General features: G+C 61.0%; 16 protein-coding genes and 1 pseudogene. 6 read left to right on the top strand and 11 right to left on the bottom strand.

Annotated elements, in window-relative coordinates:
* Positions 1–54 precede the first annotated feature (54 nt).
* From DCG74_RS35250 to DCG74_RS35240, 3 genes are read right to left on the bottom strand one after another with little or no spacing between them, the layout of a single operon-like run.
* Complete coding sequence (locus DCG74_RS35250) at positions 55–630, bottom strand: hypothetical protein (RefSeq protein WP_172785772.1); 576 nt, start codon at positions 628–630, stop codon at positions 55–57.
* Positions 627–1769, bottom strand: a complete 1143-nt coding sequence (locus tag DCG74_RS35245; RefSeq protein ID WP_172785773.1) for an ERF family protein — start codon at positions 1767–1769, stop codon at positions 627–629. The genes DCG74_RS35250 and DCG74_RS35245 overlap by 4 nt, the downstream gene beginning before the upstream one ends.
* Complete coding sequence (locus tag DCG74_RS35240; RefSeq protein WP_172785774.1) at positions 1753–2613, bottom strand: YqaJ viral recombinase family protein; 861 nt, start codon at positions 2611–2613, stop codon at positions 1753–1755. Before DCG74_RS35240 ends, DCG74_RS35245 begins: the two co-directional genes overlap by 17 nt.
* A 244-nt stretch (positions 2614–2857) precedes the next feature.
* Between DCG74_RS35240 and DCG74_RS35235 the strand changes: the two genes are divergently transcribed.
* Positions 2858–3253 (top strand): hypothetical protein, encoded by a 396-nt coding sequence (locus DCG74_RS35235; RefSeq protein WP_172785775.1) that lies wholly within the window; start codon positions 2858–2860, stop codon positions 3251–3253.
* Positions 3254–3315: 62 nt separating this feature from the next.
* Positions 3316–3570: a hypothetical protein gene (locus DCG74_RS35230; RefSeq protein WP_172785776.1), complete on the top strand. Its 255-nt coding sequence runs from the start codon at positions 3316–3318 to the stop codon at positions 3568–3570.
* A 90-nt stretch (positions 3571–3660) separates the two neighbouring features.
* On the opposite strand, the gene DCG74_RS35225 is transcribed toward DCG74_RS35230, so the two are convergent.
* From DCG74_RS35225 to DCG74_RS35215, 3 genes are all read right to left on the bottom strand, one after another.
* On the bottom strand, positions 3661–4086 hold the full coding sequence (locus tag DCG74_RS35225) for a DUF5681 domain-containing protein (protein WP_172785687.1): 426 nt from the start codon (positions 4084–4086) through the stop codon (positions 3661–3663).
* On the bottom strand, positions 4083–5444 hold the full coding sequence (locus DCG74_RS35220) for a DNA modification methylase (protein WP_172785777.1): 1362 nt from the start codon (positions 5442–5444) through the stop codon (positions 4083–4085). The genes DCG74_RS35225 and DCG74_RS35220 overlap by 4 nt, the downstream gene beginning before the upstream one ends.
* A 263-nt stretch (positions 5445–5707) precedes the next feature.
* Positions 5708–6334, bottom strand: coding sequence for a hypothetical protein (locus tag DCG74_RS35215; protein ID WP_172785778.1), 627 nt, complete (start codon positions 6332–6334; stop codon positions 5708–5710).
* Between the two features lie 650 nt (positions 6335–6984).
* Between DCG74_RS35215 and DCG74_RS35210 the strand changes: the two genes are divergently transcribed.
* The gene (locus tag DCG74_RS35210; RefSeq protein WP_172785779.1) at positions 6985–7233 is read left to right on the top strand and encodes a PilZ domain-containing protein; all 249 of its coding nucleotides are present in this window, start codon (positions 6985–6987) and stop codon (positions 7231–7233) included.
* Positions 7234–7279: 46 nt separating this feature from the next.
* Positions 7280–7492, top strand: coding sequence for a GcrA family cell cycle regulator (locus tag DCG74_RS35205; RefSeq protein WP_172785780.1), 213 nt, complete (start codon positions 7280–7282; stop codon positions 7490–7492).
* Positions 7493–7711: 219 nt separating this feature from the next.
* On the opposite strand, the gene DCG74_RS35200 is transcribed toward DCG74_RS35205, so the two are convergent.
* The 3 genes and pseudogenes from DCG74_RS35200 to DCG74_RS35190 all read right to left on the bottom strand — a co-directional run bounded on the left by DCG74_RS35200 (position 7712) and on the right by DCG74_RS35190 (position 10777).
* Positions 7712–8026, bottom strand: coding sequence for a hypothetical protein (locus DCG74_RS35200; RefSeq protein WP_172785781.1), 315 nt, complete (start codon positions 8024–8026; stop codon positions 7712–7714).
* A gap of 156 nt (positions 8027–8182) precedes the next feature.
* On the bottom strand, positions 8183–8398 hold the full coding sequence (locus tag DCG74_RS35195) for a hypothetical protein (protein ID WP_172785782.1): 216 nt from the start codon (positions 8396–8398) through the stop codon (positions 8183–8185).
* 1000 nt (positions 8399–9398) lie between these two features.
* Positions 9399–10777 (bottom strand): annotated as a pseudogene (locus tag DCG74_RS35190) (IS1182 family transposase).
* Between the two features lie 229 nt (positions 10778–11006).
* Between DCG74_RS35190 and DCG74_RS35185 the strand changes: the two are divergent.
* Together DCG74_RS35185 and DCG74_RS35180 are read left to right on the top strand one after the other, a co-directional pair.
* Positions 11007–12443, top strand: coding sequence for a DUF1254 domain-containing protein (locus tag DCG74_RS35185; RefSeq protein ID WP_172785783.1), 1437 nt, complete (start codon positions 11007–11009; stop codon positions 12441–12443).
* Between the two features lie 204 nt (positions 12444–12647).
* Positions 12648–13400 (top strand): Crp/Fnr family transcriptional regulator, encoded by a 753-nt coding sequence (locus tag DCG74_RS35180; RefSeq protein ID WP_172785784.1) that lies wholly within the window; start codon positions 12648–12650, stop codon positions 13398–13400.
* Positions 13401–13622: 222 nt separating this feature from the next.
* Here DCG74_RS35180 and DCG74_RS35175 read toward each other — a convergent pair whose 3' ends face one another.
* Together DCG74_RS35175 and DCG74_RS35170 are read right to left on the bottom strand one after the other, a co-directional pair.
* Positions 13623–13997 carry a cytochrome c family protein gene (locus DCG74_RS35175; RefSeq protein ID WP_172785785.1) on the bottom strand — a complete coding sequence of 125 codons (375 nt, stop codon included), beginning with the start codon at positions 13995–13997 and terminating at the stop codon, positions 13623–13625.
* A 12-nt stretch (positions 13998–14009) separates the two neighbouring features.
* A complete protein-coding gene (locus DCG74_RS35170; RefSeq protein WP_246708839.1) occupies positions 14010–14627 on the bottom strand; it encodes a cytochrome c in 618 nt (205 codons plus the stop codon).
* Positions 14628–14636 lie beyond the last annotated feature (9 nt).

The raw sequence follows: 14636 nt of genomic DNA, 5'->3' as shown, positions 1-14636 counted from the left end.
CCTTATCGCAAGCTGGAATCGAGAGTGCGCGGTCGGGAATATTGATCTGATGTTTCAGCGCGGCCGGCGCATCGGTGCGCTGACGAAGCGCTGATGCCTGATCTCGCGCAGCAGCAACGTGCGCTTGGTTTGGGCGGCGTTGAGCAGACCTTCGAACAGCACCAGGATCTCGCGCGCCTGGACGTAGACTTCGGTGGTGACGGCGGCTTGATCGAAGCCATAGGCGGCCAGCCGCGCCTCGATCTCGGTCGCAGCGATCGGGTCAGTGCGCCAGCTCAGCGCATTTTGCTGCGTGTAGTATTCGGCCTGGGGTTCGAAGTCGGGATCGATCCCGACCATGTCGATGTGGCGCAGCGCCGCTTCGATCGCCTTTTGGCGAGAGGTCTGGAGCAATTTGTGCCGCAACATGCGGTAGCGCTGGATTTCCCAGGATAGCTCGGCCACATCGATGGCGAGCAGCCACTCAATGGCGGATCGGGGCGCAAGGTCCGCAAAGATGGCCTGGCGCAGCGCGTGGTAATGGTCGAGATGTTCGCCGGGCAGCAGCAGGGGCGGCGGCGCCAAGGCCGCAAACTCGGCCGGGAGTGCCGTGGCGGTCAGCTCGCATGCGGTTTGGAACGGGCCATTCATCGGGATGCGGCCTCCGCGCCGAGGTTGGCGAGGATGGCTGCGGCGCCGGCCGCGCCCTCGGCCCGACCATGGACCGGGCTCGCCGCCCACAGCTCTTGCGCGACCGGCAGTGGGGTGATCTGCAGGTTGGCCCACCACGCCCGCTCGTTGCCATGCCGATGCAGCTCCTCGTGATGGACGCGGCACAGCGGCACCGTAAACTCATCGCTGACCTTGCGCCCGAGCGCCCGCGGCTGGGCGAAGGTCAGATGATGGGCATCGCACGGCGTTTGCCGGCACACCAGGCAGGGCTGCTCCCGGACAAACAGCAGGTGCGCCTTGCTGCGCTTGCGCGGCTCCTTGGGGTGCGCGAGCCCAGTCTCGGGATGCGCGGGCTGCAGCGCGGCGTCGGTGTCTGCGGCAGGCGCCGTCGGCAGGGGTGGGGCGCCGCCCAAGTCGGCGGGTTGCTCGGCCTGGGTCCGGGCCGCGTCCTCAAGCTTGGCCTGATAGGCAGCCTCGACGCGCCGGGCATCCGGCTCCTGCAGGCTGTTCTTGAGCGGGAGGCTCGTCCTGGCCCAGCCGAGCAGATCGGTGCTGGCGGGTAGCGCGTCGAGCTGGCGCAACAGCTGCTCCCGGAGTGCGGCGGACTCGCCCGGCCGCAGCACCGGGGCATGGTTGAGCGCGCCCTTGCCGGGCGCGGCCTTGAGGCTCCGCGCTGCGGGGGGACCGGCGACCGTCTCCGGGGCGTCCAGATCATCCTCGCCGGCAATCCCGACCAGCGCGAACAGGGCGTAGCGGCGGGCGTAGGTCAGGGCCGCACCCATGCGATGCGGCGCCTCGATGTCGCGGGCGGCGCAGACCGGCCAGTCCGAGGAGATCCACTCGCCGGAGGAATGGGCGAGCAGGGTGGTGAGGTGGATGTGACCGCTGGTTGCTTCGACCCGGGTGGTCTGGATGGTGGCGATCTCCTGCTGGCTCAAGGTCTTGCGCACGATGTCGAGGCCGCTCGCCAGCGAGGCGTAGCGAAAGGTGCGGTCGTCATCGCGCAGGAACGGCGAGCGGAGCTGAGCGGTCAGAGTCTTTTCCGGGTTGGTCAGTTCGGCTTGGGCGCGGGCCAGCGCCGCCGCGATCGCCCCGATTTGCTCACTGGCCTGGTGCATTGACGGCCTCCATCTCAACCGGATCAAAGCTGACGGCGCCGGCTTTGGAGCGCTTGGCGCGAACGCCGTGGCCAAACGCCTCCTTGGCATCCTCCGGCAGCAGCCTCTTGAGCTCGGCCTTGGCCAGCTCGTGCTCGGCATGGGCGTCGCGGGTGCGCAGATAAATCGCCGCACATTCGGCCCAGACATTGGACGCGCTCATGTCGACGACCTTGACGGCAGCAAGCCGCGGCCGTGGGGTCTCGATGCCAAACAGCCGCGGCGGCTCGCCGCTCTGCACGCAGCGCCAAAACTTCTTCTCCGCCGTCAGCAGCAGGTGCTGATAGAGCGGGTCGGCATGCAGGGTGATCTCGAGCCATTTGCCGCCGCCGGTGATGATCGAGAGCACGGCCGCGCGCGCCGCGACCACCCACATGTTGTGCTGCAGCTGCGCCATGTGCTTCTCCGCCGCGGCCTCTTCGGTAAAGCCCCAGGGCAGCATGAACTTGGCCTCGAACACCGCACCAATCGGGGCCACGATGCCGTCCAGCGTGGCCGCCATCCAGCCGTGGACTGAATGCCGCACCCGCTTCTGGACGTCGGTGATCACGTGCCCGGTGGCGCCCTGGTACCAGGCGCGGTTGAGCGCTTCGGTGGCGAGGCCGAGCTGAACGACCAGGTTGCGGGACAAATCTTGCGGCGCGATCTCGCCGCGCTTTTCCCGCCACAGGCGCAGCAGCGCGTCCTGGTCGTCGCCCATGATGATGCGCGCGTCCGAGCCGCCGATGAAGGCGCGGCGGTCGTGGCGGTTCAACGTGATGACGGAGCGGGGCGCCTCGGCGCCGTCGGTTGCAATCGTGGTCACCGGTCTCTCCTGGGTTGGCAACGCGGCTTGCCGCCGCACCGCCAAAACCCCCGCCACTGCGAGGGGAAAGACCGGGGTCCAAAGGCCGAAAGGCCGGTCCGGTGATTAACGCTCCTTTCGCGCGGGAATGCCAGTGCTTTCTGCAGCATTTTTGCTAAAAGAGCGGGCCAAAACCCTTGATCTGTCAATGCGTTGGAGCCAGCGTGCGGGGCCCGCAACCGGCCCCGGGCCGAGGAGCTTTGACATGACGTCAGTTCGACAAATCGAAGCCAATCGCAGCAACGCCAGGCGTAGCACGGGACCGAAAACGGCGGGTGGCAAGACGAGGTCCAGCCGCAACGCGCTGTGTCATGGGCTGGCGCGGCGCGATCTCAGCGATCCTGCCGAGGCGGCGAATCTTGCCGTTGCGATTGCTTCCGGGCTCGGGCATCAGGTCACACTGGACGCGGCGATGGCGCTTGCACGGTCCAAACTCGCGCTGCTGCGCATCCGCAGCTTGCGGCAGGCAATGTTGGCTGCGCTTCTGACGGATCCACTGCCGTCAGATTTGAAAGGGCTTCAAGGGCTGGAGCGCTATGACCGGGCTGCTTTGGTGCAGCAGAAGCGGACACTTCGCTTGCTAAGCCGCGAGAGCGAGTAAGAAGGCAGTTGGCTTCGTTCTGAAAATTGGCCGCACCGCCGGATTGCTGCGGCAAACCCTTGTTGGCCGACCTCGAACTGGAGCATGCGGTGATCAACCAACGGGCAGCAGTTCAGGTCGAGTCTGCCGGCAGCCAAAAGACCTTGGATGCCTATATCCGCCGGATGGACGCCACCGAGCAGTTCGACCAGTTCTTCTTCATTTGTCCTTCGCCGTCGGGGGCGCTGAGCGCCCCCGACGACCGCTCCGACATTCACGTCTGGACCGGTCGCGAGCCGGTTCGACCATCATGCGGCTGGGGCTGCACGATTGGGTGATGGAGAGGCTCGCCTAGCCAACCGCGATCGATCTGAGACGACTCCAGCGCGAGGCTACCCGGACAGCCATGCAACTGGATCTTCTCCGGACTACGGGAAAGAATCGGCAATCCCCCTGGCGCGGGGGAACTCGGCCAGCACGGTGTCCCGTAGTTGAACGAACGCGGCCCTTGCTTCCTCTTTCGACATCGCGTCATAATCGCGCTCGATCTTTGCACTTTCGATTTCGCGAATTTGTTCGATCAGTTTCATTGTCATCGTCAAGACTTTCACATTGCCCTTGACCGCGAGATCGACCACTCGCTTGACTAGTACCTCGTCTGTCTGGATACGCAATCGCTGTCCATCTTCTACAATGGGTCGCGTCCGCTTCATCTCGCGCGCAAAAAGCTCGGTCAAAGAGAGACATTTTTTGGGCCTACCACGTGGATTGCCGGACTGGCCGGGTTTAAAGCGCCGCGCTTTCGGAGGTTTTCCGTAGCCAACTGAATAGTTTTCAGATTTGCGCTTGGTCATTGCCCGCACTCCCGTTGCTTGTCTGCGGCGATTTCGTCGAACAGGCGCCCGGTTGGGACATGGACAGCGCTTTGGCCGGTGTGGCGTTGCCAGCGCCTTATCGCGACGTCAACGTAACGCGGCTCGAGCTCCGTCGCGTAGAGGCGGCGGCCCACCCTCTCGGCAGCCAGCAAGGTCGAGCCGCTGCCCAAGAAGTTATCCAAAACAATGTCATTGCGTTCCGTGCAGTCGAGGATCGCATCGGCGAGCAGCTGAACCGGCTTCACAGTGGGGTGTACGGCTAGCAGGTTGCCTTCTTCGCCGCTCCGTTCGAAGCTATTGCATCCGGGATATTGCCAGACGTTGGTTCTGAAGCGGCCATGTCGACCGAGCTCGACGTTGTTGCGATGGGACACTTTGCCGTGCTTAAACACAAAGACCAATTCGTGCTGGCTGCGATAGAGGGATCCCATGCCAGCGTTCGATTTGACCCACGCGCATATGTTCTTGAGCTCGAGGCCAATGGCCTGGCCGGCGGCAAGAATCTGAGCGGAGTGACGCCAGTCCATGAAAATGTAGAGGAGGGCTCCCAGGGAGAGGTGCTCGGTCGAGCGGCGAAGATAGCCGCTTAGGAAAGCGGTAAACTCCTCGTTGGACATTTCGCCGGACGCCATCGCAAACTCGCGGTGGCGAATGCGTCCTTTGCCGGAGACGTGCCCTTGAATGGGGACATTGAACGGCGGATCGGTGATCACGGCGCGGGCGCGCGCGCCGGCCATGAGGGTGGAGAATGAATCGGACTGCAGCGCGCTTTGGCACAATATCCGATGTGGTCCGGCTTGCCAGAGATCGTTGAGAGCCGAAACCGGCGCCGAGACAATCGCAGGAACGACGTCGGCCGGGTCCGGAGCCGGCTCGAGCTGCAAAGACTCGAGGTTCTCGATGCGAAAATCGATCTCTCCCTGGGAGAAGCCGGTGACCTCGAGACTAAACCCGAGGTCAAGCTGAGAGAGCTCCTTGAGGGTTTCTGCGACCGCGCGATCGTCCCAGGGCGCTAGCTCGCCGAGCCGCTGCTCCGCAATCCGATAGAGTTCGAGTTGTGCGGGCGTGAGATGCGTGACCCGGATGACCGGGAGGTCGCGCAAGCCAAGCTGCAGCGCGCCAAGGTACCAGATCAAACCGGCCACGATCACGCCCGCGGGATCGATGATAACAGGGGTGATCAAGCCTAAGGCCTCGATGCATTTCGCATATTGTTTCTTGTCGCGATCGGTGTGCTTGCGGAGCAATCGCTTGGGCGGCTTGATTGCTTCGATTGCAACATGCTCGACCGGTCCCACTTGCGTGAAGACCTCGTTGGGTGTCGAGGGTGCGGTCATGGTTTTCTCCTTCGTGACCTTGCCGGCGCCGCAGCGCCGATGTTGGCTCGGGGGCGAGCCGGTTAGAAGCGTCGATATAGGTTTCAATTCGACGTGGGTGCATCGTCGTTTGCCCTTCGGCGCATTCAGTCTGCGCGCCCTATTGCGCGCTTCAGCACGTGGCTCGCCAGCCCATGCACCAGCCGCGCCAACTTTGGTTTGAAGCTTGAATATGGGGTTCAATTAAATGTGTGATGTGCGTGTTCCGTGTTTTTGCGGGCTGATTAGCTGCGTCCTCGCTTGCGTGGTCGCGTTTTGGCGAGCTGTTCTGATAGCGCGTGTGCGGAGCGCGTGAGTTCGATCCAGGTGGTGGACCGGCCCGGCCTTTCAATCCCGCGGTGGAATGCTGCGCTATGGTCCTCGAAAATCTCGACGGCCGGGGCCGGGTCTTCCGCTGTCCGTTGATCTGACCAAATCAGCAAAAATACCGGCGAGCGCGTCGCCAAAGCTGGACTCCCGGGTTTAGCTTGCAGCGGGATCTGATCCGGATCGAACAAGTTGGCGGGATCAAGCCTCATGATCTTTTTATGCTGGCGTTGCAACGCAGGCCTGATGCGCCGCAACGATTCGACGACAAACTTCTGCGGCCATCTGTGATTGAGCATGTGCAAGCCGATCAGCAAGGCAAAGCTCTCATATTCCGAAAACTGAATCTCGCCGCCCTTGCCCGGAGCATCGCCACTCACAAACGCGTAGTTTGCCAGTTCGGGTTGGTTCGATTGGGGACGCACCTCCAAGGCGCGGTCGGTGTCTAACAAGCGCTTCAGGCGCCTCAGCACGTTCGTGTCGTCATTCGCGCCGAGCGTCGCCACAATGGCGTCCTCAACCTGGTTGCGCTTGTACGCTTTCATAGAAGCATGGTATCAGGTTACATTTAGGAGTTCCAGGCATGTTGTCCGCTGGAAGCTATTAGGCCCCAAGACCAACGTGAGGCTCAGGCGGGGCTCGGATCAACCCATGATCACTCAGAGGACTGACAGGTTTGTTGTCGGCGCCCGTTTCAAGATGCGCGAGCGTGGGATCGTTCAGTTTCCAGACTTGGCCCGCAAGACCGGTACGGTTGTCGAAACCAATATGCGCAGCCCCGGCATAGCGGTGCTATTCGACTTGCGGAAGGTAACAGGATGCGCCTGGTACGGAGCCGGTGTCTGGTCCCGCTTGCCGGCACCGAGCCGAACGGCTCGAGTGTAACGTTTTCGCAGGGCCGGCGGGGTAGGATGTAGCTTTACTCGCCGACAGGCCCGCCTTGGGATTGCCCATGACCTCACATTGCGACGATGAGTTGACAACTATCTCCCGAGAAATTGCAGCCAAGCAACTTAGCATTGAGAACCAAGCCACCTTGATCGAGGTGCTTAAACGTAACGGACACGACATTGTTGAGGAAAGAAGCAGTCTCGCCAAGGAGCGATCGAACTTGGCAAGGCAGATCGCGCGACAACTGCGGCTGCTCCAGACCCGGTGCACATTGGACGAATGAGTTCGTTGTGGGCAGCACAGAATGATCGAGCGTCGAAAGCTTGAGCGCATCGAGGTGGACGAGGTCGCCTATGTGTTCGGCGACGGCGCCAGTCTGCGTTGCCGCGTGGTCAACATGTCTGATCAAGGCGCAGCAATCGAACTTCCGTCGAAGCGATATATGAACTCCACATTCAAACTGATGCTTGAAAAAGATCGCAGCATTCGAAGTTGCCGATTGATCTGGTCGAGCGGCAATCTTATCGGCGTCGCGTTCGAGGAACTCTGGTAACCCTGCGTGAGCAGGGTGATCTGTGCTGTCCCAGGGATGATTGGCGATGTCCAACAATAGATTGGAAGTACGTCCGTGGTCGCCCGAGGAAGAGGCGCATCTCCGTGCGCTGATCGAAAACGGTATGACTGCAACCGAGATCGGCCGGCAGTTAGGCCGCACTCGTTTGGCGGTCTACGGTCGATTGCAACGCTTCCGTAAACAGGAAGGTCGCGTAAGCCGCACCAGCGGACGCGTTTTCCCGCAATGGGCCGGTTAGCCAAGCCCGAGCCAGGCCGCCAAGCCGGTGCTGGAGGACGCCGGTACAGCGCTAACGGCTGTGGCAGGATTTACGGCATGCACTCGTTGCGCCATGCCTGTGCTTCCCTCTGGAAAAGGCTCGCGCCTACTGACCTCCGCTGCTACGTCCTCTTTGACGCCTGACCCGCGATGGCACCAAGACGTTCCAGCGGGTCGCTATTCATCTTCGCATCGAATGTCAGGCTGCACCCGGCGAACGGACTTTAGGGTTCTTGCGGCTACAGTCTGCGATGAAAGCCACGAATTCGTCCGGCTCCGAGGTGCGATAGGCCTGCATCCAACTGGCGGACCTTTCGCTTGTGGGCACTTTCTGCATTGACGCCAATGTCGCAGAAATATCAACTCGGCGCATAAAAAAATGCAGGCTTAGACCTGCTGCGCGCAAATCGCCGAATGCGAGCGACTTCAGATTGTTGCAGAAAATCAGACCAAGCGCGACGTATATGCGCGACTGATCGTGCGCTACCGGGCCATCGCTACTGAGCTGGAGCATGCGATAGCAAATCTATCGTCGTCTTTCGACACCCTCCTACGTCGCACAGAGGAGGAGTAACACCACCGCACGACCGGATAAATCGCCTCAGGTTGGCGAAAGAACAAAGTGCGCCCTTGGTCTTAAGTTTGAATTGAGCGATGGGCCAATGCTGGCCTAGTAAACGCACTGCCGGACCCAGTAGCCACCGCTCACCCGTATCCACTGGCATGGGCTCGGCGGCGGCTCTTTGATGATCGGCCACCCGTGAATATCGATGTTTGTTGGCGCGGTGATGCCGCGCCAAAAGACGGCATTCGCTTTGGAGGAATGGAAGACCAAAGCTCCGGCGAAGCAGGTAGCGGCTACACAGCACAGCAGGAAACGGCTCATTTGTCTGATCCCGGCGAGACGTTGGACCCTTGCCGATGCTACGCGAGCCGCAGGGTTTTATCCACATCCACGACGACCAGTCTGCCGCTCCGGGGGCGCTCCCCAACGCAGAGTTACGGGCTATTCGCGCTACGTTGCGTTGCGAAGTGCGCCTTTGTGAGATCAGGCGCTGCTCCGAATTCGGGCCTTCGAAACAGTTCACTAGCTTTCATGTGGCTTGCTGGGAGCGTACCGATTACCGCCGATTGCGGCACATTGGAATGGGAATGCCGGCCCCGGCTGTTTCTCCCAACCTGCGGCTGGGGCCGTTTTGAACTTTTCGCTGCATCGTTCAACCCGGTCCACAACCATGTTTAGAGGCATTGCCATCGCGCTATTTGGAATGAGCATGCTTTCGCAGCTCGATCGCGCGCTCTTCTACGGCCGCAATACTGACGCCGCGCTCAAGCTGGCGCGGGACGTTGGCCAAGGTTTTGGGCTGTAGGTCCGCCGCGCTGCGCTCAAGACCGCTCGCGGGGACTACTTCTTCAACCGCAGTCCCAACGTTCGCGCCATGCGCCTCACCGATCCGGCGTGGCGGTCGAGTTCGGCGGCTATCTTCGACGCGCCAACTCGCTGTCGGGCTAGTGTGATCAATCGTCGGACCTCCTGCTCGGCCCATTGCTTTGGCTTCGGTGTCTTCATGATGCGGCGCTCGATCGCACCAGTTAACCAGCGAGCGAACTTGCCGACACTTGGGAAATTTACGGGTGGACTTCCCGCCTGAGGCAGGCCCTTGCCATAAAACGGCATTTTCGATGCTTGTCGGTTATCGGCTGTAAACCGGGCGTAGGGTTGCGCTTGCCACGACCGCTGCTTGTGACCGATTTTGTTGCAAAAGTCGGCGAGATAGCGGCTTGCGGTTGGATTCTGAAATTGGGCTCGTATGCTCTGCCCGCCTTTCCGACAGGGCGGCGACAACGCATCGGCACTAACGCCTGATACACGAAGCAACGAGACGCTACGCAACCCGCAACCGGGATATATCCGGCGGTTGGATCGTCAGCTTGGCGAGGCGGCGCAGGTTCTGAGCGATCGCCGCGAGCGTGAACTCGAACTGGGCGCCTGCCGGCCCCCTCAGCCTCAGTCGGCCCATCCGAAGGATCCGCTTCAGATGGGCAAAGAGCATCTCCACTTTCTTTCGGTCGCGGGCGTCTGCTCATAGGCGGCGGTCTTGGCAATGGCACGGGCGACGTCGCGCGCCGCCTCGTGAATATGCCGCGTGATCTTGCGGCTCGGTGATTTCGGACAGCACCTCGGCTTGAGCGGACAAGAGCGGCAATCAGTGACGCGTGAGAAGTACGAGACCATGTTGTCGCCGCGAGCTTTGCGCTTTCTGTTTGATCTCGGCGCGATCTTGCCATTGGGGCAGACGTAATAATCGTGCTCGTTGTCGTAGATGAAGTCCTCCCGGCTGAACGTGCCATCATCGCGTTTCGACTTGTCGATGACCGGGACATGCGGTGCGATGCCCTTCTCATCGACCAGGAAGTGAAGGTTGGGTGCCGAGCCGTAGGCCGTATCGCCGACGATCCAATCCGGTTTGATCCCGAACGTCGCCTGGGTGCGCTCAATCATGGTCTGTGACGCGCCGACTTCCGCCTGCCGGATCGCCCGGGATGCCTCCACATCCATGATGATGCCGAACTTCACGTCGATGAGGTAATTGTCGGCGTAAGCGAAGAACGCAGCATTGCGCAACGCACCGGTCCATTGCGCTGCCGGATCGGCAGGAGCCACGAACTTCGGCATTACGTCGGTCGCAGCGCCCCACGCCGGATCGTCGAGGCTGGCAAGATAGTCCTGCACGGCCCGTCTTGCCGTCGCCGGGTCGAGGTCGCGGCTCCATTTGCTGCCGGGCGTCGAACGGCACTTGTTGGCGTCCGCTGCAATCAGGCTGGCATCGACTGCGAAGCCGCTGCCGCCAACAAGATCAGCTCGGATGCAGGCTGCGACGACGCGTTCGAACACGCGGCGAAACACGTTGTGCTGCCGGAAGCGCTCGTTCCGGGCGCGCGTGAAAGCCGAATGATCGGGAATCTTGTCTTCGATCCCGAGGCCGCAGAACCAGCGATAGGCGAGATTGAGCTGGACCTCACGGCAAAGCGCGCGCTCGGAGCGAATGGCGAATACGTACCCGAGGATGAGCATCCGGATCATCAGTTCCGGATCGACTGAAGGCCGTCCCGTATGCGAGTAGTACGGGGCGAGTTCTGTTCGAGCCCAGGACAGATCCAGCACGGCAGCGATCTGTCGGACCTGGTGGTCGTCCGGCACTACGGCCTCGAGATCGAACGCATAAAACAGTTGGCTCTGCTCACTCTTGCGCCGCCCCATCATCGAACTGCTCCGTCGATGGCCCCTCACAACAACGGAATCATGGTTCGGTGCACCGCTCAAGCAGTTCTGCAACAAATCGGCCCTTAGCGACATCGCCAAAGACAGACGGTCCCGCAAGATGGCTAGAGGCAGCCAACGTTGATCTAAGTCAATACCGTCAACCCCAAGTGGTGAAGTTCTTCGTCTCGTACACACCGTGGATCGGTGAGCGGCATGAAAGGAATCCATCATGAGCTTCACGCGTCGCAACGTAATGCTTGCCGGCATCAGCCTGCTCGCGGGCACCTCTATGAGCGAATCGAGCCGCGCCGAGCTTGGTGAACTCCTCGGCATCGGTGAGGGACTTGAGGAGTTCGCGCTCGCGACCGATGCCTACATCTACGGCTATCCACTCGTGACGATGGAAATGACTCGCAGGGTCATCACCAATGTCGCCGCACCGGCAGGGACAAGGGCGCCGATGGGCCACATTATCAAGCTACGCCAGTACCCTGATGCATCATTCCGGGATGTGACCGCGCCAAATGCTGACACGCTCTACACCAGCGCCTTCTTCGATGTTGGAAAGGAGCCGTGGGTCCTTAGCCTCCCGGACATGAAAGGGCGCTATGCTCTCTTTCCGATGCTGGACGGCTGGACCACGGTCTTCCAGGTCCCCGGCAAGCGAACCACCGGCACGGCCGCTCAGACCTACGCCATCACCGGACCGGGCTGGAAGGGTACGCTCCCGGCGGGTGTCAAGGAGTACAAGTCGCCCACCAGGATCGTCTGGCTCCTCGGCCGCATCTATTGCACCGGCACGCCGGAGGACTACGCCGAAGTGCACAAGCTACAGGACGAGGTCAAACTGGTGCCGTTGAGTTCGTACGGAAAGCCCTACACTCCCCCGCCTGGCACGGTCGATCCATCCCAAGATATGAAAACGGCGGTGCGCGAACAGGTGAACCGCATGGACGCGATTGCCTATTTCACGCTGCTTTGCAAGCTGATGAAGGACAACCCGCCAGCGGCAGCCGATGCGCCACAGATTGCCAAGTTCGCCAGGATCGGCATCGTGCCGGGGCAGGATTTCGATCCCAGCAAGCTGAAGGCGGATTTCGTCAAACGCGTGCCGGAAATCGGGTTTGACCGGATCATGCTCCAGTTCAAGATCAACAAAGATATGAAGGACGAGAACGGCTGGGGATATACAACCAAGACCGGCATCTACGGCACGGACTATCTTATGCGAGCGCTGGTTACTGCAATCGGGCTGGGCGCGAACCGGCCGCAGGATGCAGTTTATCCGACATCACTGAAGGACGCGGAAGGCCGCAAATACAATGGCGCGAACAAGTACGTCATTCGCTTTCCCAAGGGGCAGTTGCCGCCGGCTCAGGGTTTTTGGTCGCTGACGATGTACGACGCCGATTACTTCTTCGTCAAAAACCCCATCAATCGCTATTCGATTAGCGCGCGCCAGAACCTGAAATCCAATCCTGACGGATCGACCGACCTGTACATTCAGAAGGATTCGCCGGGCCAAGACAAAGAGTCGAACTGGCTTCCGGCACCCGCAGGCGACTTTGTCTTGATGATGAGGCTGTACTGGCCGAGCGAGAAGAAGCCCTCGATACTGGACGGATCCTGGAAGATTCCGCCCGTGAAGAAGGCAGTGTCAGTCTGATCGCAAGGTAACTTTCATATCAAAGGAGTTTTCGCTCATGACAGGGGCCCAGCGCTCGTTTCGACCGGTGGTGCTGCTGCTGGCGTTGCAATTTGCTCAGTTCGAACTTTCGAGCGTGGGTCTATCCGGAAAATTTGGAACAGGACCCCCGAACGCTGGTTTGAAGCTTCGGGTGCTTCGGCGTGCTCGAAGGGACATCCGCAAATGGCGCTCCAGACCGGGCCCGAGAATCGGCTTTTGGCGGCATTGCCGCCAGCGGATCTCAACCTGCTTGAGCCTCACGTTCAGAAGATAGCGTTCGAGTCTGACGCTGTACTGGTGCGAACCGGAGATGAGCTCAAACAAGTCTATTTTCCCCTTAGCGGGATCGTGGCGTTCCTGGTTGAGATGTCGGACGGACACATTGTCGCTTCCACTCTCATGGGCTCGGAAGGAGCGATCGGCGCTCTCTCCATTCTAAGTCCTTCCCACTCGCCAGTCACAGCAACGGCCTATGTGGCGGGAGCTGCGCTCCAGATTCCTGTTCCACGATTGCAACAAGCCTATGAGCAGAGCGGTGCCATCAAGCGTGTTCTGCGCCTCCATCTCCGCACCCAATTGCTGCAGCTTCAGAACGTGGCTGCCTGCAACGCGGTGCACCCGGTGGAATGTCGCATGGCCCGATGGTTGCTTGAGATTCACGACCGTGTTGCCAACGGCGAGATCAGATTGACCCAAGAGGCGCTCGCACAACTTCTTGGGGTGCGGCGAACGACCGTGTCTCTAACGATGCGCAAACTTCGGGCAATCGGATGCATCATCTCGGAGCGGCGAGGCGCGTTGGAGGTCCACCGAGCGCAACTCGAAAGCGTCGCTTGCGAGTGTTATGACGTGATGCGCCAGCGGATCAAACGAATGGACGAGGAGGAGCTGGGCTCGCCGAATGCTTCGCATCTCCACTATTCCCCGTTCCGATGAATCGAATGTTTGGCACAGAACAGCAGCGTTTGGCGGCTCGTCGAGCGGGGGACTGTTGCGGAAGTCATCCATTGGCTTTTCATGTCCCGCTTCGCGATGTTGCGACGGTCAGCTTAGGGTCACTCAGCCGCAGAGGACTTATCCTCACCCCCTATTACTGCCTGCTCCTGACCTGAGTGGATTGGCGGCTCGCCGTCGCCACCAAACGGCGGTGCAGCGCAATTATTTCAGCGTATACAGAAAAGCCGCGATGTCGCGCGCGTCCTTCTGCGGGATTCCCATTCGGGGCATGGCGTTGCCCGGCAGCGCCTTCTGCGGATCTTCGATCCAGGCGGCCATGTTGTCCGGCGAGTTCTGGATGTAGCCGGCGATGTAGGTGCGTGTGCCGATCCGATGCAGCGGTGGGCCGACATTACCATTAGCGCCCGCAACGCCGGGAATGTCGTGGCAGGTGCCGCAACGGTAGTTCTTGACGAGATCGGCGCCGCGACGTGCGTCGCCGTTGAAATTGTCTGGGCCTGCAGCCCCCGCGTTGCCAATCATTGCCAGCCCCAGCAGTGACGCCATGATCAATCGTGAGGCAGGATTGTCGCCCATTGGCCATTCCGATCACGGCTTCTGGCCGAAATTGAATTTCTTAGTCGCCGACCAGGGATCGGATGTCGAGACTTGCTCGGTCGGCACCTGTTCGACTTCGGGCGAAAGCGGATTGGCCGCGAAGGTGCGGCCCCATTGGCGGTTCGGCTCGTTGCTGATCCTGCCGATATAGGTGACCAGATCCCAAATCACATTGTCAGGCAGCAGCGCGCCCCAGGCCGGCATTCCGTTCGGCCGTCCCTGGTAGATCGAGAGAAAGATGTTTTCGGGCTGCGATCCGTAGGTAAAGATGTTGTTGCTCAGCGCCGGCCCCATGCCGCCGCCCCCGTTAGGCGCGTGGCAACCGACGCAGTTGAAGTTGACATAGTAGGTCATCCCGCGTTGCTCCGCATTGGGATCGCCCTGCATGGGGTTCTTGATCTGGGGCGGATCAGGCTGCGCGCCGGGGTGGAGATGACTGACCGGAACCTGCATGAATACACTGGGCCGGCCGTTGCCGACGCTGCCGCCGAAGTTCGGCCGGGGCGCCAGCGTGGGCATTTGTGCCTCCTGCGATTGCGGCAGAGTTTGCTGGGCCAGTACAGAGCTATGCGGTGCCGCCAGCAGCAGTGATATGGCGCTTGCGCGCATCGCTTGAGC

The organism is Bradyrhizobium sp. WBAH42 (genome assembly GCF_024585265.1).
Taxonomy (GTDB): Bacteria; Pseudomonadota; Alphaproteobacteria; order Rhizobiales; family Xanthobacteraceae; genus Bradyrhizobium.
The sequence above is the reverse complement of the archived record's forward strand: the minus strand, read 5'-3'. Positions and strand labels throughout refer to the sequence as shown.